Origin of the sequence: Bacillus sp. FJAT-53060 (assembly GCF_037104745.1) — a bacterium.
GTDB classification, from domain to species: Bacteria; Bacillota; Bacilli; order Bacillales; family Bacillaceae; genus Bacillus; species Bacillus stratosphericus_B.
In genome coordinates, this window is sequence record NZ_JBAWSW010000038.1 from 1 (window position 1) to 21,460 (window position 21,460).

Below are 21,460 nucleotides of genomic sequence, written 5' to 3' on the forward strand. Positions count from 1 at the left end.
GTTCTATCTTAACAGGATTGATCGAACTACGACCAACATCGTAGAACGCACTGTCAAAGAATACATTTATTATTATAACAACATTCGTATTCAAACAAAACTAAACAACCAATCACCGATAAACTATCGGCAATTGGCTGTATAAAGGTGTTTTGATCCCTGTCTCAAAAACGGGGGTCAGTCCCACAGTCTCCCTGCGCTTTTTTCAGTCTCCCTGCGCTTTTTTAACGAATCAAACCGTTCTTTTTTAAATAAGCAAGACTTTGTCTTAAGACATCATCTTTCATAATAAAACTGAAATTTTTATTTTTTGCGATGGACTTTGGTAAGTCTGCGAAAAGAACGGGTCCTTTCGTTTCAAAATACGTGTCTTGTTTAACGAGCCTTTCAACATGAGCGAAATAAATATTCTTGACAATGACCTTTTCTCTGCCAAGCACCTGATATTGACCAATATACGTTAATTCACGAACAACAGCACCCGTTTCTTCCTGAATCTCCCGTATAGCAGCTTGGTCAGCATCTTCATTTGGCTCTACTTTCCCTCCTGGAAACTCATAGCCCCGATCCTCATGTTCAGTGAGCAGCCATTTCCCCTGGTAGCGGCAGATGGCCCAAACATGCTTAGGATGACTCGAAAAAGGCTCCTCTTCAAAAGAGAGCTTGACCGTATTATGATAATAGTCTTTAAAAACATGCATGTGAAATCCCTCATATCCTGTCCTTGATTCTTGTAAAACATCATACCACAGAACACATTTCTCTGAAGAATTTTTATGAAAAGTGAAACAAACGAGCGGTTCAATCTCGTCTGTATTTACAATGGGTAACCTTGCTAAAACCTTTTTATCCCTTATGGCGTAAATCAATGAGTGTTTGTCCTATCACGACGAGGAGGAAACCAACATGAGAATAACAAATGGGTCAAAGCAAAACTTTCAACACACTAGAAGAACTCACCTTACAAGCAGAAGGCAACGGGATCTTTTTTGCTAAAAAAGGCGCTATGATTGCAGCCCAGGGAACCTTTCAATACCGCAAACGATTAATCAGAACCAATAAAAGGAAATATGGTCAGTCAATTATTTAACTATATCAGCAGGAAATTGACAGGTGAAAACCTTGAGCCGAGCGGCCTTTGGCAGCATGTGAGTGTAGAAAGGAAGATTTACTGGCCTTTCTGAAGAATACCACTACGGCGTGACCCAGTAGGCGTTGGTATTTTATCACAGAAAGGACTGTTTACTTCAGAGCTATCCTATCAGGGTCAAGGGGAGCAGGTTTCCATTAAAACGACTGAAAACCCGCTTATTCTAAAAGCACCCTGCCGTGTAAATCCTGACGCCATTGTCGGACGGGCAAAGCTCCGAAAGTTTAGATGTCAACTGGAGAACCTTCATTGGACAAACTTCTGGCGAATCCGGCATATGGGTCGGTTTAGATGATAACCGCTACAAGTCTTCACGCTGAAAGCATTTAGAACATCTCTACATGCTTTTTCAATTCATTAACCCATTTGTCTCAATAAAGTTCTTTGTCTCTTCATTCCCGAGCTCATAAATCATCGAGTAAATCTTTTTTCTTTTTCTGTCCATTTCATCATTTGGGCTATCATAATGATATTCAAGGAATGGAACATGGGCCCGAAAGAAGCCTTTCCAATCTGTCATATACTGCTCATTAAAATAATCTCTTAACTGCAAAATTTGATCATCATCTGCTTCTATTTGAAATTGCCAAGCAGCCGCATCTCTATGCTGTGATATCGATCCGTCTTGCACTGATACATAGTATGTGTGTCTCGCCATCTGATTCATCCTTTTTTCCTTTAGTATGACCAGATATGGGCAAATTAAGGCTTTTTACGCAATTTATTTTTAATCATGTCTAACACATCAATAAATAACTGTGGAATGGGGATTCCGAGGGCTTTGGCTGTAGAGACAATTTGGTAAGATTCATAAATAATATAAAAGATCATCGCTAAATCCTTAATCGCCCCGCCAGTCTTCAGCATGACATCGAAGAAATGTGCCATGGATATTAAGGAGATCGTCACAACCTTTCGAACAAGTCGTGTAAAAAAACGTTTCATTGTAAGCTGTCCAGTCACAGATTCTCTTAGGCTTGAACAAATTAATTCAATGGCCATCAGTGCTACTAATATCATCAGCAAATATCCTGCTCCACCAAACAGAAAGCCCATAGCCGACAAACTGACTGTAAACAACGAAAAGATGCCTAATTCCTTGCTCATTTGGCATCAACATCCTTTCAGAGTGGAACTTCTTACGTAAATAGTATATGCAGATTCTTATCAATAGCTTGGACGACGAAAAATAAAGGCTTGTCATTTTGCTAAAACAAAGAAAGCCGCCTTTAACGGCGGCTTTCAATTGTTAGACTCTGACATCAATAAACGTAGCGCCTGAATCTTTAGGCTGAACAGCTTGAGGCTGCTGCTGCATTTGATCCAGCATCACTATGGCTTGTGCTGTGCTAGTGGCAAGCTGTGAATTCAACAAACTCATATTCAGTGTTTTTTGAATACTTGCCACTTGCTGACTCATCATTCCTGCAATTAAGGACATCTTCTACCCTCCCTTCTCTTTTTTCTTCGGCTTAAAGCCCCATAATTTCAATGGGCTGTCTGTCACAAATCCATTAAAAAAAATGCCGACCTTTGACGATCGGCATTCCTTCCACATACGTATTATCCTAAGTATGCTTTTAACATCCAGTTGTGTTTTTCAATGGATCGATGAATGGCTAGTAACATATCACCTGTAGTTTCATCACCAACCTCTGCAGCTAGCTCCATTCCTTGCTTTAATTCGTCTGCAATATTGGAGAAGTCATCATGGAGATTTTTCACCATTTGCTCAGCTGATTCCTTCCCTTCTGCTTCTTGGACGCTTGAGATTTCTAAGCACTCTTTCATCGTCGCAACAGGCTGTCCATTTAATGCAAGCATACGCTCAGCCAAATCATCAATATATGTGGCTGTTTCTGTATATAATTCCTCAAATTTTTCATGGAGTGTAAAGAAGTCTTTTCCCTTTACATACCAGTGATAGTTATGTAATTTCACATAGAGCACAGTCCAATCAGCTACTTGTTTATTGACGACGTTTAATAATTTTTCTGACATGTTGATTCCTCCTTATGTAGGTGCATTTAGTATGAGATTACCCTTTTTTTATATAATGAAACCTGCCATCATTTTCTTCTATTTTGACCGCATGAAATATATGCTAATATGGAAATAAGGAGGGAGTTAGATGCTGTTACTCGGGATTATCAGCTTTATCATTATCTCAATCGTTGTCTTTTTATCCTTGTGGACGACATCAAAGGCTTATGATTACAAGCATAAAGTCGATTCACCACAGGATGCTGAACCAAATCAACGTCCTAACCCAAAATAAAACCACTTTCAATGATGTGAGGATTCTTTTTCAGTAGACGAACTTTCTTTTTTCACTTCACCTACGTGAATGTTTGTCTTCGGCATATTATGCTGCTGTTTAGCTGTCACATGGACTTGTATCATATATAGACCATCCTGTTTGAAAGCTGTATGTAATTCATATACACCTTTATTCTCTTTCTTTGGCTGAATCATCTTGCTGTTATCCTTGTCGCCATCTTTCCACACTTCAAATTGGACATCATCTGCATCGTCAACAGGCGTATCACCATATGTGACAGCTGCTTTTACTATAACGCTTTCATTTTTCTCCACTTGCTCTGGCCCTGTAAGCTTGACTTCTAATAGCTCAGGTACTTCCCCTTTGTCATTGCTCGCCGCGGAGTTTCCACACGCACTAAGTAACGCGAACATCAGAATAATACCTATCATTTTTCGCATTCGAGTTCCCCCTTCTTTTACTGATATGTTCATTTTAACAAATATCTCCTATTTTGACATCTCCTTATCTCTTTCATATAAAAAACCGGACATCTAACATGTCCGGTTCATCATCCTATTAACCAAATACTTTTAATAGCTCTTCTTGATCCTGAGAAAGCCAGAAACGCATTAAACGTTTTGCTCCTTCAAGATCATGAAGCTTCGCTTGACCGCATTGCTCTTCATTTGAAGCAGGAATTTCTGTGACCTCAACTGCATCCTTGAAAGTTGCCTGAAGCAGCTCAACAATCTCTTTTAGTGTTGGTGCACCACTGACGACTAAATAATAACCAGTCTGGCAGCCCATTGGAGAAATATCAATGATATCAAAATGATCATATTTCTCTGAGTGTGTTCGAATATTAAAAGCAAGTAAATGCTCTAATGTATGAATCGTATCAGGTTTCATTGCCTGCTTGTTCGGCTGACAAAAACGAATATCAAATTTATTTACTTCACCATCTGATCCTACTTTATGAACGCCGCAATGACGAACGTATGGCGCTTTTACAGCATTATGGTCAAGTTCAAAGCTTTCGACTGAAGGCATTATTAAACCACTCCTCAAAATGCGATTTCCTATATTATAACATATTTCTCCGACCAGTTTAGTTTATAAAAACTTCCCTTCCTTGTCCTTTTTTCTTATACTGTGGAAGACAGACAAGGAGGAACCAGCATGAAACAGATTTTTATTGGCATCATCCGCTTTTATCAAAAATGTATTTCCCCTCTTACACCACCTAGCTGCCGGTTTTATCCAACCTGCTCAAACTATGGACTAGAGGCGATCAAAACGCATGGCGCTTTAAAGGGCGGCTGGCTTACAATAAAACGGATTTTAAAATGTCACCCGCTGCACCCTGGCGGAATCGATCCTGTCCCGCCTAAAAAGGAAAAATAAATTACTTTGCTTCATATCCGTTGATAACTAAGTCAAGCTTACCTGTTCCAGGATCAATGACAAGCCCATGTACAGGCACATCTGATGGAAGAAGGGGGTGATTTCTGACAACGGACACACTGTCCTTCACACTCTCTTCAACTGAGCTAAAGCTTTTGAACCACTGTTTAAAATCGATCCCTGAATATTCCAGTACTTCAATTCGTTTTTCTGGAATACCACGCTCAATAGCTTTATTTAAAAGTGTTTGACTATCTATCTTACTCATGCCGCAATCGTGATGACCAATGACATAAACTTCGTCAGCATTAAGTTCATAGACAGCCACCAAAATGCTTCGCATAATACTTCCAAAAGGATGAGACACAAGAGCACCAGCACTTTTGACAATCTTGATATCTCCATTTTTCATGTTCATTGCACGCGGAAGTAGTTCAACCAGTCTTGTATCCATACACGATAGAATGACAGCTTTTTTCTGTGGAAACTTCGTTGTTGTAAACTCTTCGTATTTCTTTTCTTCAATAAAATGTTGATTATATTCAATGATTTCGTCTAAAAGTTTCATAAGTTTGTTCATTCCTTTTTTTAAAAGTAAATATAGCACAATGTATGAAGTTTCGTCACGTTTTGAAGCGTATTTTTTTAGAAGAAACATCTGCTTGATGAGGAATTTTCATTTTCCTCTTTTCAAATCGTAATTATTACGATACAATAACTCAGGACATTAAATCGTAATCATTTCTATCTAAATAGATTGAGGGGAGACATTTTTAGATGAAAAAAATCTTTTTTATTTTAACATCTGCTTTATTAGCGATCGGTCTTGCCGCTTGCTCAAGCAGTACGGGAACAATTGCTACAAAAGGAAAGGCAGACGGGAAATTAACCATTTACACAACGATCTTTCCGATTCAAGACTTTACTGAAAAAATTGGCGGATCTCACGTCCATGCTCAAAGTGTGTATCCTGCAAACGCCGATGCACACAGCTTTGAGCCAAGTTCAAAAACCATGGTTGAAATGGCTGAAGGAGATGCCTTTATTTACAGCGGCACAGGTGCTGAAGCTTTCGCTGACAAAACAGCTGCTACATTAAAAGATCAAGGCGTCAAAACTGTGAAAGCTGCCGAAGGGATCAAACTTTTATCGACAAAAGAAGAACATGCACATGAAGAAGGTGAAGACCACGATCATGACCATGAAGGTGAAGAGCATGATCATGATGGACACGATCACGGTGATAAAGATCCGCATGCATGGCTAGATCCCGTTTATGCGCAGCAAATGGCCAAAAACATTAAAGACACTCTCGTTTCGCTAGATCCAGATCATAAAGATGAATACACAAAAAACTATGAAAAGCTAAAAAAAGAATTACAATTGTTAGATCAGGAATTCAAAACCACCCTTTCTAAAGCAAAACATAAAGAAATTCTTGTTTCTCACGCAGCTTACGGTTATTGGGAAAAGCGCTATGGCATTGAGCAAATCAGTGTACTAGGACTATCCGCTTCAGAAGAGCCTTCCCAAAAACAACTTGAAAATATTGTACAACAAGCTGAAAAGCATCACATAAAGTATGTCATTTTTGAAGATAACGTCAGCAGTAAAGTATCAGATACGATCCGCAGTGAAATTGGGGCAAAAAGCCTCACACTCAAAAATCTAGAATCCATTACGGAAGATGATGCCAAAAATGGCGAAAGCTACGTCAGCCTAATGAAACAAAATTTAAACACCTTAAAAACAGCTTTAAATGATTAATTTTCTGAAACCCCGTGCAATCAGCCGGGGTTTTTTCTGCATGATAAAAGCACATCGTTTATATCGTGTGCATCTTTGCTTACATTTGGTATTTTTTCTCAAATTTCTCGGCGCCTTTTTCTCCAAATTTCTGACGTCCTGTATAAAAAGGATGCATATCAGAGCTTGTTTCTACCTGAATACGTTTTCCCATCTTCCCACTCTACTGTCTCATTTGATGTCTTTGTTGATCTACTCAAGAAGCGATAACCGCTGTTGACGTCCATAAATACAACTTCATGTGATGTCAAAACTCCTCCTATTCTTAAAACATAAATATTACGTTTTATAGTTATATTCTACTCCCTCTTTTACAAATTGTAAAAAAACAAGCTTTCTTAATCAGGAAGAATAATCTAAAAATGGTGGAGAATAATAAGCATCATGAAAAAGAGAAGCGATAAGAAAGGCGGAGAAACAATTGACTGATCTCGTTTTAGCTAGAAGCCTGTTCGGCACAACAATGGGCTTTCATATTATTTATGCCTCGCTTGGTGTTGGAATCCCATTAATGATTTTGTTAGCTGAACTCATCTTTCAAAAAACGAAAGACCCACATTATGCAGTCATGGCCAAACGGTGGACAAAGGCACAAGCTGTTCTTTTAGGCGTCGCCATTCCAACCGGAACCATTGCCGGTACTCAGCTTGCCCTACTATGGCCAGGATTTATGGAGGTCATTGGAAAAGTCATGTCTCTTCCATTTCAAATTGAGATCTATGCTTTCTTTATTGAAGCATTATTTATGTCTATTTATGTGTACGCAGCGGATCGTTTATCACCAGCCATGCGCATCATTACCGTTTTTTTTGTCGTCGTTGGTGCAACAGCTTCAGCGATTCTTATTACGAACGTACATGCTTTTGAAGGGACACCTGCTGGCTTTAAGATGGTCAATGGAGAAATCACGGATGTTGAGCCTTGGAAGGCATTTTTCAATTCAAGTTTCGTTGTGACCGCTACACACGTGGTGCTTTCTGCTTTTACAACAGGTGCTTTTGTGATTGCTTCAGTGGCTGCTTTTAAAATGCTCAAAACAAGAAAAAATGAGAATCTCTATACGTTTCATCGAAAAGCCCTTTTTCTTGGACTCATCGTAGGTGGACTTTTCTCTTTTCTTACAGCTCTAAACGGTCATGAATCCGCTCAGCTTCTGCATGAATATCAGCCTGAAAAATTAGCTGGTGCAGAAGGTCTATTTGAAACACAATCACACGCACCTCTTGCAATAGGCGGATTTACTGATGTCAATACGCAAGAAATAAAAGGTGCAATCGAAATCCCTTGGGCGCTTAGTTTTCTGGCAGGAAATAGCTTTGATACTGTGGTCAAAGGCTTAAATGATTTTCCTAGAGACGAGTGGCCTCCTTTATTTATTCACACGTTATTTAACGGAATGGTCATTATTGGATCTGTGCTCATTCTATTTGCTGTGGTAGCTCTGCTCTATCGTAAAATTTTAAAGCGAGAACATTATCCGAAGTGGCTGCTTTTTCTCTTCTTATTTGGCGGACCCCTTAGTCTTTTGGCCATTGAGTTGGGCTGGATTTTTGCTTGTACAGGCCGTCAGCCTTGGGTGATTTATCGAATGCTTAAAACCTCCGAGGTCGTCACGTCTTCTGGCTCTATAGGCACACTTTTTATCCTGTTTGCCATTGTCTATCTCATCTTAGGCATAGCAACTGTTATTGTACTCACGTACTACTTTAGAAAACATTCAATTGAAGAAGACCTACGGTTAACAGAATCTTAAAAAGGGAGCGATCTTGATGCAAATGGATGTAACAACTGATGCACTCATTGCAATATCCATATTATGGGGATTCGTTTTTATCTATGCAGTGATGGCATCAATGGATTTCGGTGCAGGATTTTGGTCGATGATTTATATGAATAGAGAGCAAACAAAGGCAGCTAATATCGCAAACAAGTATCTCTCTCCAACATGGGAAGTAACAAACGTATTCATTGTGGCCATAGTCGTGGCATTATTTTCCTTGTTTCCAGGCGCTACCTTTGTACTTGGCACCGTTTTGTTAATACCGGGCAGCATCATTTTATTGCTTCTTGCACTTCGAAGCGGGTTTCTCGTATTTTCTCATTCCCTACCTAAAAAATATCAGAAAGTCGTGACATACATTTCAGGGATTAGCGGTTTTATTATTCCGTCCATCCTCATCATGGTTCTCCCTATTACCCATGGTGGATTTATTTTTCAGAAGAATAATGTCTACTCGTTAGATTTAGGATTGGTCTTTACAAGTGCAAATGTCTATTCCTTTGTGGGATTTGCGATTTTTAGTACCCTTTTTCTCTCGTCTTTGCTTTTAGCTGATTTTTCTAATGTTGCAGATGAAGATGAGGCTTACAATATCTATAGAAGAGGTGCGCTCATTACGGGTCCGCTTTCTCTCATGATGGCCTTCTTTATCATGCTGACATTGCGAAGCGAGGCCAATTGGCTGTTCACAAAAATGATGCAGAACATTCCAATCCTCCTCGTTTCCCTGCTCATGTTTTTACTTGCAGGATTGGCTCTTTTTTTACCAAACAGCCGATTTAAACATCGGAAAGGGAAACCACGTTTGGCCGTGATTTCAATTACCATCCAATATTTCTTAGCAAGCTATGTATATGGACGTGCTCATTTACCCTACATGGTCTACCCAGATATCACAATCATGTCTGGATTTACGGATCCTGTCACATTTAGGGCATTATTTATTACGTATATTGTAGGTTTTATCATCTTATTTCCTGGGTTTTATTACTTCTGGAAATTGTTTATGAAAGACAAGCGCTATATTCGTCAGGAAGATTAAAATGAATGGACTCTGTTCATTTCGGTTACATTATAAATGAAAGACATAATCAAAAGGAGGTCATCTGTATGAGTCAAAAAATCCTTTGTGAAGTAAACAACTGTTCCTATTGGAATGCTGGAAATCGCTGCGGTGCAGATGCAATTTATGTCGTCAGCCACACAGGAAATACGGCTGAGAAAAGTGAAGAAACTGACTGTAAAACGTTTAAACCTCAAGAACTTTAAGTCTCATTAAAGGAGGCGCTTCACTTTGAAAAACGATCGGCTGCTTCAAACATTCTTTGATGAAATTCATGACGCGGACGAAGCCACATTTTATCAGGCAGCTCACTCCTTTTTAAATCTTTGGGATTACGAATATGGTCAAGTAACGGACATGCCAAATGAAATGCATCAGTATATCGGACAGCTTGCTTATGACAGTGAGCTGGTAGAAGAGTGAAAGAGCGGATCACCGCTCTTTCTTTTTTGTTCAGACAGGAAGGAAAAACTTTCTCCTACTATACATATTTTCTATTGGGTGTGCAAAAGGTGATCATTTCATTTTCACTTCGCAAAATCATGTTTTGTAAACACGTCAATGTTATCTGAAAAAGATCGAAGTGCTTGATAATTAACTTCCACGCCCATTCCGGGAGAACGAGGAACCTCAATAAAACCATTTTCAATTTTGATTTCAGGAAAGATGATATCCTGCTCCCAATATTTTGACGAAGCTGAAATATCACCTGGAATTGTAAATTGCGGGAGGGAAGCAAGTGCCACATTTTGTGCGCGGGAGATCCCTGTTTCAATCATCCCTCCACACCATAACGGGATCTGATGCTCCTTACAAAACGTATGAATCTTAAGTGCTTCTGTCAGTCCCCCAATTCGTGAGGGCTTCACATTAATCATTTGACAGCTGCCCAGTTCTACAGCTTTTCGAGCATCATCTAGAGAACAAATACTTTCATCTAAACAAATAGATGTTTTTAAATGCTTTTGCAAATGACGATGATCGACAATATCATCTGCGGCTAAAGGCTGTTCAATCATTAATAAGCCAATGTCATCGAGCTGCTTCAGTTTGCTAATATCCTTTAATTCATAGGCAGAGTTTGCATCCGCCATTAACGGGAGATCAGGGAAAGACTCTCTTATCTTTTGAAGAAGTCCAATATCTTGTCCTGGCTTAATCTTGACCTTCACACGCTGATAGCCTTGATCAACAAATTGCTGAATTTGCTGAAGCATGTCGTCAATGGGTCCTAAACTCGCCACAACACCAGATGGAATTTTCTCTTTGGTGCCGCCTAATACGTCACGTAAGGATTTATTCTCACGCTTCGCATAAATATCCCAAACAGCTGCTTCTATTCCCGCTTTGGCCATTCTATTGCCTTTAAAGTGGTACAGACTATCTGGAATCTCTGAAGGATGTGTGAATGATCGGGTCAGCACGTTCGGGATAAAAAAAGCCCTCAGCATATGATAACAAGTCTCGATTGTTTCTTCTGTGTACCAGGGGGAAGAGAAGGCAGACACCTCGCCCCAGCCAGTCAATCCCGTTTGATCTTTCACCTCAACAATTATAAACTCACGCTCTGAAATTGTTCCAAGGCTTGAAGTAAATGGCTGCTTGAGTTTCATCATAACATGATATAATATCACTCGTTCAATTTGAATCATCTAAAAACCCCTTTGATTTAAGTCTGTGCCTCTGCAATTTATTCGACGCATTTTTTGGCAGCTCGTCTACAAAATGAAAAGCAGCCGGCCACTTATACTTGGCTAAATGCGATTGACATAAAGCATATAGCTCATGCTCAAGCATCTCCTGGTCTGACACTAGAAAGGCAACAGGTACCTCGCCCCATCTTTCATCATACATGCCTGTTACTCCGGCTTCCTTTACATGCGGATGTGTTAAAAGAACCGCTTCAATTTCCGCAGGATAAATATTCTCTCCACCAGAAATAATTAAATCTGATCGGCGGTCAATCACAAATAAAAATCCTTCCTCATCCACATATCCAATATCACCTGTTTTCAACCAGCCTTGATCCAAGGCAGAAGCGGTTTCTTTTTCACGGTGAAGATATCCTTTCATTACATTTGCACCTTTGACCATAATTTCACCATGCTCAAAAGGACGACAAGTACGTTCACCATCTTGAATCTTCAATTCACACCCAAAAAGAGGTTTTCCCGCTGATCCAAGCTTTTCTACACTAAATTCGGGTGCAAGTGTCACAATTTGTGAGCAGGTTTCCGTCATACCGTACGATTGAAACACAGGAAAGCCCTTCTCTTTGCTTTCTTGAAGCATCGCATAAGGGGAAGGCCCTCCGCCTAATAAAAGACAGCGCAAAGAAGACGGGCATTCTTCTAGCGTACGTAATAAACGGGATAACATCGTTTGAACAACTGAAATCATCGTCACGCGATGTTGTTCGATAGAATCCTTTACTTCATCGACATCAAACTTCTGATGAAGCACGACAGTCATGCCATATATAACTGATTTGAATAGAGCTGATAAACCGCTTATATGAAAAAGGGGTAGTGCAATGAGCCAGCGGTCGTCCTCTCTAAGGCCTAAATTCAATGCAGAGGAAACTGCACTATGAAAATGATTTCCAAACGTTTGTTCTACTCCTTTTGGCCGCCCTGTCGTTCCAGATGTATACATAATGGTTGCAGTTTCATTCAAATCAAAAACGTTCTGGATATTCTTTTCACCATCTTGACCTGCTTTAGGTAAGGTTTCGATTGTATAAACAGATAAATCACCGTCATGATCATTTGCAAAAACAGGTTCTGTTAATAAAGCCGTTGCTTTTGCATCTTCAAACTGATAGAGCCTCTCTGCTTTTGTTAGCTTATTGTTCAATAGCACGATTTTTAATCCTAATAATAAACAAGCATGAACAAGCATCACCATTTGAGGTTGATTGTTCATTAATAGAGCAATCGTCTCTCCTTTTTTAAATGATGCACGTGAAAGTCTATTGGAAATATTTTCTACTTCTAAGGCTAATTCTCGAAATGTCCACTTTTCGTCTTGATAAATTAACGCAACTCGATCTGGCGTTAAATAGGCACGGTGCAGCAGCCAATTGGGTTGCTTCATCATGACACCTCCTTTTATAAAAGAAAACAGCTCAGTCTGATGCACTAAGCTGTTTTCATCCATATCATTGAATCAAGGGAAACGCGGGAACTGACCGAAGTCCGGCTTCCGTTTTTCCTTAAAAGAATCGCGTCCTTCTTTTGCTTCATCTGTTGTGTAATAAAGAAGTGTCGCATCTCCTGCAAATTGCTGAATTCCAGCTAATCCATCAGTATCCGCATTGAATGCAGCTTTTAAGAATCGTAAAGCAGTTGGGCTCTTTTCTAGCATTTCCTTACACCACTTTACTGTTTCTTCTTCAAGCTGCTCTAATGGTACAACTGTGTTAATAAGTCCCATATCAAGCGCTTCTTGTGCATTGTATTGGCGGCATAAGTACCAGATTTCTCTCGCTTTCTTATGACCAACCATACGTGCAAGATAGCCTGATCCATAACCAGCATCAAAGCTGCCTACTTTTGGTCCTGTTTGTCCAAAAATGGCATTATCTGCTGCAATCGTCAGGTCACACACGACATGAAGAACATGTCCGCCACCAATCGCATAACCTGCAACCATCGCAATCACTGGTTTTGGAATAACACGAATTAAACGCTGTAGGTCTAGTACATTTAGACGCGGAATTTGATCGTCTCCTACATAGCCGCCATGACCGCGTACTTTCTGATCTCCACCAGAACAAAATGCTTTACCTCCAGCACCTGCAAGTACGATAACGCCAACATCTGAATTATCACGAGCGCGTGAAAATGCATCAATTAATTCACTCACTGTCTTCGGTGTAAACGCATTATGTACATGTGGACGGTTAATGGTAATCTTTGCAATCCCATGATACGTTTCATATAAAATTTCGTCATACTGACGCTCAGTTTGCCATTCAATAGCCATCAAGATTTCCTCCTCTAATTTTGCGCTAAAATAAACTCACTTACTATTTTACCAAAAAAATGTGGTTGTTCCACATGAACTGTATGTCCAGCATGCTCTGCCATTGTTAATTGACTGCATTCAAGCTCCTGCTGCATACGTTTGGCGATATGACAGAACTTTTCATCAAGCGTTCCGCAAATAAATAAAACAGGTTGTTTAATATGCTTTAATGCCTGCCACATAGACGGCTGTGAACCTGTGCCTATTCCTTCAAGACTACGTGCTAGCCCAAGTGGATTGGCTTTTAGCCTTCCCTCTCTCAGTTGAGCCAGCCTGTCAGCAGGTAAAGATTTCTGAGAAGCAAACAGCGGAATGTTCTCCCAAAAATCCACAAACTGAGCTAGGCCTTCATGTCTAATCTTTTGAGCCAGCTGATGGTCAATCTTAAGCCTTGCCATCCGCTCCTTGAAAAAGCGAAGCCCTGGTGAAGTACTCTCAAGAATCAGTTTGTTTATACGTTCTGGATAATGGGAGGCAAACGATAAAGCAATACGTCCTCCCATAGAATATCCGATAATGTTCACTTTTTGAAGCATTAATTGATCTAAAATTTCTGCAAGATCTGCCATCTGCTGCGACATAGCATATCTTCTTACACTTTTTGGTGAATCCGTATGGCCATGCCCAAGCAAGCTGACCCGAATCAATCTTGTATTCTCTGTATAGTCATTCAAGAACTCCCAAGAAGCTGCACTCCCTGTAAAACCGTGTAAACATAACGTGGCGTTCTCAGCCAATGGGTTTTGATCTATCACCTCATACGCCACATCATCACACATTCGTATTATGAGAGAAGGCATTCTTTTTTCACTTCTCCTAAGATCTCGTCCATCATTTGACGGTGCTTGCCTACACGGGAATGCCGGTCTGTTTCAATCTCGATTAAATGAAGCCCAGGCTCATGTATATGTGCCATGTACACATCGTGTAATTCTTGTTTCGTTCTCGGCTTCGAATAGATTCCCCCATATAGTTTCGATGCATACTCAAAATTCAGCCCAGTCGGTGTACCGAAGAGTTTTTCATAATACGGCTCATCAGATGCCTGAGGAAGGAAAGAAAAGATTCCTCCACCATCATTGTTTAACAATACAACCGTCAGCGGAATCTGCATAAGCTTAGCTGCAAGAAGTCCGTTCATATCATGATAAAAAGACAAATCTCCAATGACTAAGCTAATCGGTTGTTTCAATGCCGCATATGTTCCAATAGCCGTTGACACTACGCCATCAATGCCATTTGCACCGCGATTGGCCATCATATGGAAAGGTTTGGACTGAGTTTCAAAAAATGTATCCACATCACGAATCGGCATACTATTTCCGATAAAAAGCACACTCTCCTTTGGCAAGAGATGCTGAAGCTGACGATATACATTTCCCTCAAATGTAAGGTCCTCATCAGAATAATGTGCTCCATGGGTTCTAAAAGAAGAATTGACACTTTGCCATCGGTTTAAGTAATTTGTATCCTCATGTTGGTTTGCTCTATTCAGGACTTCATCTACAAATGAAGCCACATGACTCTCAATCAAGTAAGAAGCACTCAATCCAGGATCTCGAAAGCCTCCGGCAGCATCTACGACAATTTGCTTCACTTCCACATGCTTTTCTAACCACTTAAATAATGGCTTAGAAACAGGCATAGGGCCAAAACGAATGACCATATCAGGCAATAGATGCTTCTGTAATTCTTCATCCTTCAATAAAGAATCATAAGCATCCATAACAAACTCTTTACTTTCATGTCCATTTCTCAATTGAGAAAGCGGGTCAGCTAAAATTGGAAAATGCAAGGATCTTGCAAGGCTTAACACTGCCTCTTGATCTTCCTCCGTATAAAGTTCACCAGCGACAATCAGTCCTCTTGTGGCTTGGTTGATAATTGATACTAATTCCGACAGGACAAGATTATGTGGAAAAGCCTGACCTGCTACTAATACTTTTTTTGCTTCTTTCTCTTCTCGATGAAAAGGATCGATAGACATATCAGGAAACAAAGGTTCTCTCAGCGGTACATTGATCTGAACAGGTCCCTTTGGCTCCTGCATTGAGATGTGACTCGCTCTTGCGGCGGCAGTCTGTACATATCGAAGCATCGTTTGATTCTCTTCGGGTAAGGCTAAGTCTGTGAACCATTTAACAAACCTACCGAATAAGAATTGCTGATCTATCGCTTGAGGTGCTCCAACTTCCCTCAATTCATGCGGTCGATCAGCAGTCAAGACAATCAGTGGTACCCGAGAATAATGCGCCTCTACCATCGCAGGGAAAAAGTTAGCAGCTGCCGTACCTGATGTACAAATGAGCAGCACTGGTCTTTGGCTCGCTTTTGCAAGTCCTAGCGCATAAAAAGCAGCAGACCGTTCATCCACTAACACATGGACATTGATCTGTTGATGGGCAAAACCCATCATCGCAAGCGGGGTTGAGCGGGAACCCGGACAGACAACTGCCTCTTTTACACCACCTTGGACAAATTCATCCATAAAACGGCCAATATATCTTGTCATGATTTGATTATTCAATTGGACGACCTCCAAGAGCAGACAGCATTGGTCTTAATTTCACTTGCGTCTCCTCGTACTCCTGCTTTGCAAGTGAATCCTCTACAATTCCACAGCCAGCAAACAAACGAACATGATCTTCCTCAATTAGGCCTGACCGAATGGCCACAGCAAATTCACCATTGTCCTGAGAATCAATCCATCCTACCGGTGCTGCATACCATCCACGTTTTAATGGTTCAATTTCACGAATTACTTCAACCGCCTTTTCCTTCGGATATCCTCCTAGTGCAGGCGTTGGATGGAGCTGCTCAATTAATGAAAAGAGGGAACAGCTGCTTTTGATTTCTCCAACAATTGGTGTAAACAAATGCTGAATGTTTTTTGTTTTATAAAGGCTTGGTTGATCTGGCTTATGCACATGATGACAGTTTTCCTCAAATGCTTGCTCAATCATATTTACCACAATTTGATGTTCAATTAAATTCTTTTCATCATGAAGCAGTTTCTGACCTAATGCTTGATCTTCGATTTCATTTTTACCACGTACAATTGACCCCGCTAAGCAGGATGAAAAAACTTCTTCGCCGCTTTTTTTCACTAAACGCTCGGGTGTCGCTCCGACAAATACTTGTCTTCCCTGCTCTATAGCAAATACATAACTCGTTGTTTGATGTTTTAATAATTCTGCTAATAGTGGAGTGAGTTCGATTTGATTTTTATAGTGAAGCAAGACTTCTCTTGCTAAAACAACCTTCTCATATTCGTTAGCACGAATGTGTGCTGTCGCTTCATGGATAGCCTTCATCCATTCATTGACATTGATCTCTTCCATATGAATAAGTTCAGCTTGTCCATCTGATCGTTCAGGCAAAGCCTCGAAATGTGAAGCTTTTAGCTCTAACTCTTGAATGAGCTGATGAACATTCCCATCCACTTGCTTCCATTCATTGATTGTAAGAAACGTGCCTTCTTTTGAGACAGTCAGCATCATCGATGGCACAAAAAAATGAGCCTCGCCAAATGCTTCCCAGTGACGCGCCTTTTCTTCATACGGATCAAATGAAAATCCTCCAAATAAAAGCGGACCAACAGCCGCTTGCTTTAACTCCTTCTCATCATGGAAATGGAACATGTGCTGTTTCAGCAGTTCCCATTCTTGATGGACTGTATCAAATCGTTCCTTACCTTGCTCAGATGATTTAATGATGGCCTCTCTGCCAAGTCCAGAAAATATCATTTCGTTTTCTGGGTCAGACCAAAAGAAACGCTCGCCTAAAAAATCCGCTTCGCCCCTTTGGAAAAAGGCAAGAGGATCCAGATCGTCAACTCTTCTGGAGTAGCTTATCAAAACAGCATGGTTGACGTTATTCGCTTTTTCTAATGTCGCAAGTGCTTCCTGCCGGAAAGTACTTTGCACTGTTGTCACCATGATACATTCCTCCAAGATCCATGAAATAACATAAAAAATAAAAACATAATAATAAAATACATGAACATTCGAGTATGTCGAATAACCTGCTTTTCTATTATAAACCTTAACAGATGAACTTAGTAAAGAAAAAACAGCTTTTAAAACCTCGAATCCTTATTATATCACGCTTTCAAGATTTTTTCGCTCCTGCTTATTGAAACAAAAGCATCTAAAGAGAACTGGCAAGACATGTTCTAAGATTAAGCATTCTCTCTATATGGCAACGATTAGCAACCATCTTTTTCAAGTTTCATCGCATCAATATATTGACACCTTTTTGAACTTTGCTAAACTGGAATTTGGACGTGTACGTATTTTTTTATTTAAAGGAGTATATTTCATGCAGCATCAATCGATATCAGATCAGCTTTCACCCATTAAGCCTGATAAAAAATGGCGGATTTGGTGGAACTTACTACGACCACATACATTAACAGCGGCATTTATTCCCGTTACTTTAGGAACTGTCCTAGCACTTCCAAATGATCAAATACATGTTGGGCTGTTTTTAGCCATGCTATTTGCTTCTATGTTTATCCAAATCGCAACAAACATGTTTAATGAATACTTTGACTATGTTCGTGGGTTGGACAATGAGACATCGGTCGGCATTGGTGGAGCCATTGTCAGAAATGGTGTAAAACCCAAAACAGTCCTAGGCCTTGCTTATGCACTATTCGCCCTCTCTTTATTACTTGGGGTTTATATTTGTATGATGTCTAGCTGGTGGATTGCACTCATAGGACTTATTTGTATGGCAGCGGGCTATTTCTATACTGGCGGACCTGTACCAATTGCTTATACACCATTTGGAGAACTTGTGTCAGGTGCTTTTATGGGATTAGGAATTATCCTCATTAGTTTCTATATCCAAACAGGGACACTGACGTCAAAAGCTGTTTTTATTTCATTGCCAATTTCTATTTTAGTTGGTGCCATCTTATTGTCGAACAATATCCGCGATTTAGATGGAGATAAGGAAAATGGACGAAAAACACTCGCTATCCTTGCTGGACGAAAAACTGCAGTCAACATCCTGCTTTCCATGTTTTTGATATCATATGTACTCATTTTTGTATATGTTTTTACAGATATCGTTGGCCTATGGAGTCTTCTTGTTTTGCTCAGTGTGCCAAAAGCTTATACGGCCATTAAAGAATTCAAGCAAAAAGAAAAACCTATTGAATTAATGAATGCCATGAAGTCTACGGCTCAAACCAATACATTCTTCGGTTTCCTGTTAACGATCGCATTGATTTTACAATACTATCTCGTGTAACATAAAACGCCTGTTGCCGCAGGCGTTTTTTAATGAGGAATTGCTTCAATTTGGAACAAGTCTTACATACAAATTTGCTCATACTAACAATATGCTTGATATGAAAGGATGATCGCTTTGTTGTCTAAAGACGAATTACATTATTTGAAGCAGCAACTTCTTGATAAAAAACTAGAAATTGAAGCCAAAAGCCATGACGATGAACAGAAAGTATCATTTCCTTATGATGCAGTCGGCGAGCTGTCAGCGTATGACAATCACCCTGGTGATCAAGGGACAGAGCTATTCGAGCGCGAAAAAGATATAGCCATAAACAGCTTGGCACATGAACATATGTTAGACATCAATGAAGCACTCCAAGCAATCGCAGATGGCACTTATGGTGTGTGTAAGATATGTAAATCCCCTATTTCTAAAGAGCGCCTAGAAGCCCTACCTACCGCCGTCACATGCACAGAACATTCAAAAGAGAAGACAGTTTCACAAAAACGTCCGATTGAAGAGGATTTACTAAATCCGCCATCAGGACAATTTGAAAATGAAGAAAGTGCTGCCTACGATGGAGAAGATGCATATCAAGACGTAGAACGCTATGGCAGTTCTGATACCCCGTCCGATATGGAATTTCCACCGCTGACATACGATGATATGTATACACAATCAGAAGATGAAGATTATGTAGAAGACTATGAAGGATTCGCAGCTGCCGATATTGAAGGTAAAGCAAGCCATGTGTATCCGAACAAAGCACACAAAGCCTACGAAGATGCATTAGATGAAGAAGGTGTCATGACAGTTTTTGGTGATCTGAAGCCGTACGAAGAAGAACCTTATATAGAAGAAAATAACTAGTCCCCTCATATTGGGGGCTTTATGTTTATATCATGTAATAAATGGGAAATTACTTTAAGAGTAAAATTTGATTGGAGGAGATTCTTGATGGCTAAAAAAAGCATTATTTGGGCGATTATTGTCTTCTTTATTACATACGCACTATTTTCGATTGCTGGATTCTTATTCCCGATTGACAGAGAATGGTATGATGTATTAAACAAACCAGAATGGACTCCTAGTGGTGGTGTGATTGGTGCTGTCTGGGCTGTCTTATTTGCCCTCATTTCATTGTCCGCAGCCATTATTTATGGGAAGTATGGTTTTCAAAAAATCACTTTACCCTTTTGGATACTCTTTATTTTAAATTACGTATTCAATCAGGCATTTAGCTTCTTTCAATTTACACAAAAAGATTTGTTTGCTGCTACCATCGACTGCCTGCTTGTTGCACTGACAGCACTTGCACTAGTCATCGTCTCACGTAAACTCAGCAAAGTCGTTCCAATTTTATTGATTCCTTACGTCTTATGGGGGTTCTTTGCGACATACTTGTCATATACGATCTTTTCCATGAATATGTAAAAAAATACCGCTATGATCGCAGACTTTCGTTTTGATGAAAATAAAAAAAGATCTTGCATAGACCTCTTTTAGGAATGACCCGTACGGGATTCGAACCCGTGTTACCGCCGTGAAAGGGCGGTGTCTTAACCGCTTGACCAACGGGCCATATAATCATGGCGGAGAAGGAGGGATTTGAACCCTCGCGCCGCTTGCGCGACCTACACCCTTAGCAGGGGCGCCTCTTCAGCCACTTGAGTACTTCTCCATTATGGCTCCGCAGGTAGGACTCGAACCTACGACCGATCGGTTAACAGCCGATAGCTCTACCACTGAGCTACTGCGGAAGATCATGGTGGGCCTAAGTGGACTCGAACCACCGACCTCACGCTTATCAGGCGTGCGCTCTAACCAGCTGAGCTATAGGCCCATGAACAAAATATACAAATGAAGCGGGTGATGGGAATCGAACCCACGACATCAGCTTGGAAGGCTGAGGTTTTACCACTAAACTACACACGCAAATATGTATGGGGCGATTGATGGGAATCGAACCCACGAGTGCCAGAGCCACAATCTGGTGCGTTAACCACTTCGCCACAACCGCCATACTGTTAATATTTATTTGTAAAAGTGGCTCGGGACGGAATCGAACCGCCGACACACGGATTTTCAGTCCGTTGCTCTACCAACTGAGCTACCGAGCCATGTATTCTTTTTGAAAAATGGCGGTCCGGACGGGACTCGAACCCGCGACCTCCTGCGTGACAGGCAGGCATTCTAACCAACTGAACTACCGGACCAATATAAAGATAAAAAGAAAATTTGGTTGCGGGGGCAGGATTTGAACCTGCGACCTTCGGGTTATGAGCCCGACGAGCTACCGAACTGCTCCACCCCGCGATGATAGGGTTTTAAAAAATATGGCGGAGGAAGAGGGATTCGAACCCCCGCAGGCTTTGACACCTCTGTCGGTTTTCAAGACCGATCCCTTCAGCCAGACTTGGGTATTCCTCCGTATAGATGGTGGACCTTGTAGGACTCGAACCTACGACCGGACGGTTATGAGCCGTCTGCTCTAACCAACTGAGCTAAAGGTCCTTTATAGCGGCGGAGGGGATCGAACCCCCGACCTCACGGGTATGAACCGTACGCTCTAGCCAGCTGAGCTACACCGCCATGATATAAATGATCTTTTAGAAAGTGGAGCCTAGCGGGATCGAACCGCTGACCTCCTGCGTGCAAGGCAGGCGCTCTCCCAGCTGAGCTAAGGCCCCATAAAAGCTGGTCGGGAAGACAGGATTCGAACCT

The 21,460-nt window shown here is 40.7% G+C and carries 26 protein-coding genes, 13 tRNA genes and 1 pseudogene; 12 read left to right on the plus strand and 28 right to left on the minus strand.

The window, feature by feature from the left end:
• The coding region (locus WAX46_RS12660; RefSeq protein WP_336493244.1) for an IS3 family transposase at nucleotides 1–145 on the plus strand (145 nt) is incomplete at its 5' end.
• 79 nt (nucleotides 146–224) lie between these two features.
• Here the strand turns inward: WAX46_RS12660 and ytkD are convergent.
• A complete protein-coding gene (ytkD, locus tag WAX46_RS12665) occupies nucleotides 225–701 on the minus strand; it encodes an RNA deprotection pyrophosphohydrolase (RefSeq protein ID WP_226569448.1) in 477 nt (158 codons plus the stop codon).
• A gap of 218 nt (nucleotides 702–919) precedes the next feature.
• Between ytkD and WAX46_RS12670 the strand changes: the two genes are divergently transcribed.
• Nucleotides 920–1,090: a hypothetical protein gene (locus tag WAX46_RS12670; protein WP_226569450.1), complete on the plus strand. Its 171-nt coding sequence runs from the start codon at nucleotides 920–922 to the stop codon at nucleotides 1,088–1,090.
• A 409-nt stretch (nucleotides 1,091–1,499) separates the two neighbouring features.
• Here the strand turns inward: WAX46_RS12670 and WAX46_RS12675 are convergent, their stop codons facing one another.
• The 4 genes from WAX46_RS12675 to WAX46_RS12690 form a co-directional block, all read right to left on the minus strand.
• The gene (locus WAX46_RS12675; RefSeq protein WP_226569452.1) at nucleotides 1,500–1,808 is read right to left on the minus strand and encodes a hydrolase; all 309 of its coding nucleotides are present in this window, start codon (nucleotides 1,806–1,808) and stop codon (nucleotides 1,500–1,502) included.
• A 44-nt stretch (nucleotides 1,809–1,852) separates the two neighbouring features.
• Nucleotides 1,853–2,257: a phage holin family protein gene (locus WAX46_RS12680; RefSeq protein ID WP_226569454.1), complete on the minus strand. Its 405-nt coding sequence runs from the start codon at nucleotides 2,255–2,257 to the stop codon at nucleotides 1,853–1,855.
• A 142-nt stretch (nucleotides 2,258–2,399) separates the two neighbouring features.
• Nucleotides 2,400–2,591 carry a hypothetical protein gene (locus tag WAX46_RS12685; protein ID WP_226569456.1) on the minus strand — a complete coding sequence of 64 codons (192 nt, stop codon included), beginning with the start codon at nucleotides 2,589–2,591 and terminating at the stop codon, nucleotides 2,400–2,402.
• A gap of 122 nt (nucleotides 2,592–2,713) precedes the next feature.
• Nucleotides 2,714–3,151 (minus strand): Dps family protein, encoded by a 438-nt coding sequence (locus WAX46_RS12690; protein WP_336494146.1) that lies wholly within the window; start codon nucleotides 3,149–3,151, stop codon nucleotides 2,714–2,716.
• A 130-nt stretch (nucleotides 3,152–3,281) separates the two neighbouring features.
• On the opposite strand from WAX46_RS12690, the gene ytzI reads away from it, so the two are divergent.
• Nucleotides 3,282–3,428 carry a YtzI protein gene (ytzI, locus tag WAX46_RS12695; RefSeq protein WP_017358370.1) on the plus strand — a complete coding sequence of 49 codons (147 nt, stop codon included), beginning with the start codon at nucleotides 3,282–3,284 and terminating at the stop codon, nucleotides 3,426–3,428.
• 8 nt (nucleotides 3,429–3,436) lie between these two features.
• On the opposite strand, the gene WAX46_RS12700 is transcribed toward ytzI, so the two are convergent.
• Both WAX46_RS12700 and WAX46_RS12705 read right to left on the minus strand, forming a co-directional pair.
• Complete coding sequence (locus tag WAX46_RS12700) at nucleotides 3,437–3,871, minus strand: FixH family protein (RefSeq protein ID WP_226569460.1); 435 nt, start codon at nucleotides 3,869–3,871, stop codon at nucleotides 3,437–3,439.
• 118 nt (nucleotides 3,872–3,989) lie between these two features.
• Complete coding sequence (locus tag WAX46_RS12705; protein WP_226569463.1) at nucleotides 3,990–4,463, minus strand: S-ribosylhomocysteine lyase; 474 nt, start codon at nucleotides 4,461–4,463, stop codon at nucleotides 3,990–3,992.
• Nucleotides 4,464–4,592: 129 nt separating this feature from the next.
• On the opposite strand from WAX46_RS12705, the gene yidD reads away from it, so the two are divergent.
• Nucleotides 4,593–4,817, plus strand: coding sequence for a membrane protein insertion efficiency factor YidD (yidD, locus tag WAX46_RS12710; RefSeq protein WP_003217666.1), 225 nt, complete (start codon nucleotides 4,593–4,595; stop codon nucleotides 4,815–4,817).
• A 1-nt stretch (nucleotide 4,818) separates the two neighbouring features.
• Here yidD and WAX46_RS12715 read toward each other — a convergent pair whose 3' ends face one another.
• Nucleotides 4,819–5,385: a beta-class carbonic anhydrase gene (locus WAX46_RS12715; RefSeq protein WP_226569465.1), complete on the minus strand. Its 567-nt coding sequence runs from the start codon at nucleotides 5,383–5,385 to the stop codon at nucleotides 4,819–4,821.
• Nucleotides 5,386–5,594: 209 nt separating this feature from the next.
• Between WAX46_RS12715 and WAX46_RS12720 the strand changes: the two genes are divergently transcribed.
• Nucleotides 5,595–6,584: a metal ABC transporter solute-binding protein, Zn/Mn family gene (locus WAX46_RS12720; RefSeq protein WP_226569467.1), complete on the plus strand. Its 990-nt coding sequence runs from the start codon at nucleotides 5,595–5,597 to the stop codon at nucleotides 6,582–6,584.
• 79 nt (nucleotides 6,585–6,663) lie between these two features.
• Here WAX46_RS12720 and WAX46_RS12725 read toward each other — a convergent pair.
• Nucleotides 6,664–6,850: pseudogene (locus WAX46_RS12725) on the minus strand (50S ribosomal protein L31).
• Nucleotides 6,851–7,044: 194 nt separating this feature from the next.
• On the opposite strand from WAX46_RS12725, the gene WAX46_RS12730 reads away from it, so the two are divergent.
• From WAX46_RS12730 to WAX46_RS12745, 4 genes are all read left to right on the plus strand, one after another.
• Entirely contained in the window at nucleotides 7,045–8,376 is a 1,332-nt protein-coding gene (locus tag WAX46_RS12730; protein WP_226569469.1) for a cytochrome ubiquinol oxidase subunit I, read from the plus strand.
• A 22-nt stretch (nucleotides 8,377–8,398) separates the two neighbouring features.
• Entirely contained in the window at nucleotides 8,399–9,445 is a 1,047-nt protein-coding gene (locus tag WAX46_RS12735; protein WP_226569491.1) for a cytochrome d ubiquinol oxidase subunit II, read from the plus strand.
• Between the two features lie 68 nt (nucleotides 9,446–9,513).
• Nucleotides 9,514–9,672 carry a DUF1540 domain-containing protein gene (locus WAX46_RS12740; RefSeq protein ID WP_099681578.1) on the plus strand — a complete coding sequence of 53 codons (159 nt, stop codon included), beginning with the start codon at nucleotides 9,514–9,516 and terminating at the stop codon, nucleotides 9,670–9,672.
• A 25-nt stretch (nucleotides 9,673–9,697) separates the two neighbouring features.
• Entirely contained in the window at nucleotides 9,698–9,889 is a 192-nt protein-coding gene (locus tag WAX46_RS12745) for a hypothetical protein (protein WP_226569471.1), read from the plus strand.
• A 104-nt stretch (nucleotides 9,890–9,993) separates the two neighbouring features.
• On the opposite strand, the gene menC is transcribed toward WAX46_RS12745, so the two are convergent.
• From menC to WAX46_RS12775, 6 genes are all read right to left on the minus strand, one after another.
• Nucleotides 9,994–11,118, minus strand: coding sequence for an o-succinylbenzoate synthase (gene menC / locus WAX46_RS12750; RefSeq protein WP_336494147.1), 1,125 nt, complete (start codon nucleotides 11,116–11,118; stop codon nucleotides 9,994–9,996).
• Complete coding sequence (locus tag WAX46_RS12755) at nucleotides 11,105–12,565, minus strand: o-succinylbenzoate--CoA ligase (RefSeq protein ID WP_336494148.1); 1,461 nt, start codon at nucleotides 12,563–12,565, stop codon at nucleotides 11,105–11,107. The genes menC and WAX46_RS12755 overlap by 14 nt, the downstream gene beginning before the upstream one ends.
• 69 nt (nucleotides 12,566–12,634) lie before the next feature.
• A complete protein-coding gene (gene menB, locus WAX46_RS12760; protein WP_226569477.1) occupies nucleotides 12,635–13,453 on the minus strand; it encodes a 1,4-dihydroxy-2-naphthoyl-CoA synthase in 819 nt (272 codons plus the stop codon).
• 14 nt (nucleotides 13,454–13,467) lie between these two features.
• Nucleotides 13,468–14,295: a 2-succinyl-6-hydroxy-2,4-cyclohexadiene-1-carboxylate synthase gene (gene menH / locus WAX46_RS12765; protein WP_336494149.1), complete on the minus strand. Its 828-nt coding sequence runs from the start codon at nucleotides 14,293–14,295 to the stop codon at nucleotides 13,468–13,470.
• Nucleotides 14,280–16,022, minus strand: a complete 1,743-nt coding sequence (gene menD / locus WAX46_RS12770) for a 2-succinyl-5-enolpyruvyl-6-hydroxy-3-cyclohexene-1-carboxylic-acid synthase (RefSeq protein ID WP_336494150.1) — start codon at nucleotides 16,020–16,022, stop codon at nucleotides 14,280–14,282. Before menD ends, menH begins: the two co-directional genes overlap by 16 nt.
• Entirely contained in the window at nucleotides 16,015–17,433 is a 1,419-nt protein-coding gene (locus WAX46_RS12775; RefSeq protein ID WP_336494151.1) for an isochorismate synthase, read from the minus strand. Before WAX46_RS12775 ends, menD begins: the two co-directional genes overlap by 8 nt.
• A gap of 382 nt (nucleotides 17,434–17,815) precedes the next feature.
• Here WAX46_RS12775 and WAX46_RS12780 point away from each other — a divergent pair, with 382 nt between their 5' ends.
• The 3 genes from WAX46_RS12780 to WAX46_RS12790 all read left to right on the plus strand — a co-directional run bounded on the left by WAX46_RS12780 (nucleotide 17,816) and on the right by WAX46_RS12790 (nucleotide 20,170).
• Entirely contained in the window at nucleotides 17,816–18,754 is a 939-nt protein-coding gene (locus WAX46_RS12780) for a 1,4-dihydroxy-2-naphthoate polyprenyltransferase (protein WP_226569485.1), read from the plus strand.
• Nucleotides 18,755–18,871: 117 nt separating this feature from the next.
• On the plus strand, nucleotides 18,872–19,606 hold the full coding sequence (locus tag WAX46_RS12785) for a TraR/DksA C4-type zinc finger protein (protein ID WP_226569487.1): 735 nt from the start codon (nucleotides 18,872–18,874) through the stop codon (nucleotides 19,604–19,606).
• An 87-nt stretch (nucleotides 19,607–19,693) separates the two neighbouring features.
• A complete protein-coding gene (locus WAX46_RS12790) occupies nucleotides 19,694–20,170 on the plus strand; it encodes a TspO/MBR family protein (RefSeq protein WP_226569489.1) in 477 nt (158 codons plus the stop codon).
• 75 nt (nucleotides 20,171–20,245) lie between these two features.
• Here WAX46_RS12790 and WAX46_RS12795 read toward each other — a convergent pair.
• From WAX46_RS12795 to WAX46_RS12855, 13 genes are all read right to left on the minus strand, one after another.
• Nucleotides 20,246–20,317, minus strand: a tRNA-Glu gene (locus WAX46_RS12795).
• Between the two features lie 9 nt (nucleotides 20,318–20,326).
• Nucleotides 20,327–20,417: transfer RNA gene (locus WAX46_RS12800), tRNA-Ser, on the minus strand.
• Nucleotides 20,418–20,421: 4 nt separating this feature from the next.
• Nucleotides 20,422–20,496: transfer RNA gene (locus WAX46_RS12805), tRNA-Asn, on the minus strand.
• 6 nt (nucleotides 20,497–20,502) lie between these two features.
• Nucleotides 20,503–20,579 (minus strand) — tRNA-Ile (locus tag WAX46_RS12810).
• 21 nt (nucleotides 20,580–20,600) lie between these two features.
• A tRNA-Gly gene (locus WAX46_RS12815) sits at nucleotides 20,601–20,671 on the minus strand.
• A gap of 9 nt (nucleotides 20,672–20,680) precedes the next feature.
• A tRNA-His gene (locus tag WAX46_RS12820) sits at nucleotides 20,681–20,756 on the minus strand.
• A gap of 27 nt (nucleotides 20,757–20,783) precedes the next feature.
• A tRNA-Phe gene (locus WAX46_RS12825) sits at nucleotides 20,784–20,856 on the minus strand.
• A gap of 19 nt (nucleotides 20,857–20,875) precedes the next feature.
• Nucleotides 20,876–20,952: transfer RNA gene (locus WAX46_RS12830), tRNA-Asp, on the minus strand.
• 23 nt (nucleotides 20,953–20,975) lie between these two features.
• Nucleotides 20,976–21,052: transfer RNA gene (locus WAX46_RS12835), tRNA-Met, on the minus strand.
• A gap of 21 nt (nucleotides 21,053–21,073) precedes the next feature.
• A tRNA-Ser gene (locus tag WAX46_RS12840) sits at nucleotides 21,074–21,166 on the minus strand.
• 7 nt (nucleotides 21,167–21,173) lie between these two features.
• Nucleotides 21,174–21,250, minus strand: a tRNA-Ile gene (locus WAX46_RS12845).
• A 4-nt stretch (nucleotides 21,251–21,254) separates the two neighbouring features.
• A tRNA-Met gene (locus WAX46_RS12850) sits at nucleotides 21,255–21,328 on the minus strand.
• Between the two features lie 25 nt (nucleotides 21,329–21,353).
• Nucleotides 21,354–21,426, minus strand: a tRNA-Ala gene (locus WAX46_RS12855).
• Nucleotides 21,427–21,460 lie beyond the last annotated feature (34 nt).

Coding starts and splice junctions, on each gene's coding strand:
- WAX46_RS12700 (WP_226569460.1), bottom strand. CDS start 3,871: ATGCGAAAAATGATAGGTATTATTCTGATGTTCGCGTTACTTAGTGCG.
- WAX46_RS12670 (WP_226569450.1), top strand. CDS start 920: ATGGGTCAAAGCAAAACTTTCAACACACTAGAAGAACTCACCTTACAA.
- WAX46_RS12715 (WP_226569465.1), bottom strand. CDS start 5,385: ATGAAACTTTTAGACGAAATCATTGAATATAATCAACATTTTATTGAA.
- menH (WP_336494149.1), bottom strand. CDS start 14,295: ATGCCTTCTCTCATAATACGAATGTGTGATGATGTGGCGTATGAGGTG.
- WAX46_RS12755 (WP_336494148.1), bottom strand. CDS start 12,565: ATGATGAAGCAACCCAATTGGCTGCTGCACCGTGCCTATTTAACGCCA.
- WAX46_RS12740 (WP_099681578.1), top strand. CDS start 9,514: ATGAGTCAAAAAATCCTTTGTGAAGTAAACAACTGTTCCTATTGGAAT.
- WAX46_RS12675 (WP_226569452.1), bottom strand. CDS start 1,808: ATGGCGAGACACACATACTATGTATCAGTGCAAGACGGATCGATATCA.
- WAX46_RS12780 (WP_226569485.1), top strand. CDS start 17,816: ATGCAGCATCAATCGATATCAGATCAGCTTTCACCCATTAAGCCTGAT.
- WAX46_RS12685 (WP_226569456.1), bottom strand. CDS start 2,591: ATGTCCTTAATTGCAGGAATGATGAGTCAGCAAGTGGCAAGTATTCAA.
- menB (WP_226569477.1), bottom strand. CDS start 13,453: ATGGCTATTGAATGGCAAACTGAGCGTCAGTATGACGAAATTTTATAT.
- WAX46_RS12680 (WP_226569454.1), bottom strand. CDS start 2,257: ATGAGCAAGGAATTAGGCATCTTTTCGTTGTTTACAGTCAGTTTGTCG.
- WAX46_RS12705 (WP_226569463.1), bottom strand. CDS start 4,463: ATGCCTTCAGTCGAAAGCTTTGAACTTGACCATAATGCTGTAAAAGCG.
- WAX46_RS12735 (WP_226569491.1), top strand. CDS start 8,399: ATGGATGTAACAACTGATGCACTCATTGCAATATCCATATTATGGGGA.
- menC (WP_336494147.1), bottom strand. CDS start 11,118: ATGATTCAAATTGAACGAGTGATATTATATCATGTTATGATGAAACTC.
- yidD (WP_003217666.1), top strand. CDS start 4,593: ATGAAACAGATTTTTATTGGCATCATCCGCTTTTATCAAAAATGTATT.
- ytzI (WP_017358370.1), top strand. CDS start 3,282: ATGCTGTTACTCGGGATTATCAGCTTTATCATTATCTCAATCGTTGTC.
- WAX46_RS12720 (WP_226569467.1), top strand. CDS start 5,595: ATGAAAAAAATCTTTTTTATTTTAACATCTGCTTTATTAGCGATCGGT.
- WAX46_RS12790 (WP_226569489.1), top strand. CDS start 19,694: ATGGCTAAAAAAAGCATTATTTGGGCGATTATTGTCTTCTTTATTACA.
- WAX46_RS12690 (WP_336494146.1), bottom strand. CDS start 3,151: ATGTCAGAAAAATTATTAAACGTCGTCAATAAACAAGTAGCTGATTGG.
- ytkD (WP_226569448.1), bottom strand. CDS start 701: ATGCATGTTTTTAAAGACTATTATCATAATACGGTCAAGCTCTCTTTT.
- WAX46_RS12775 (WP_336494151.1), bottom strand. CDS start 17,433: ATGGTGACAACAGTGCAAAGTACTTTCCGGCAGGAAGCACTTGCGACA.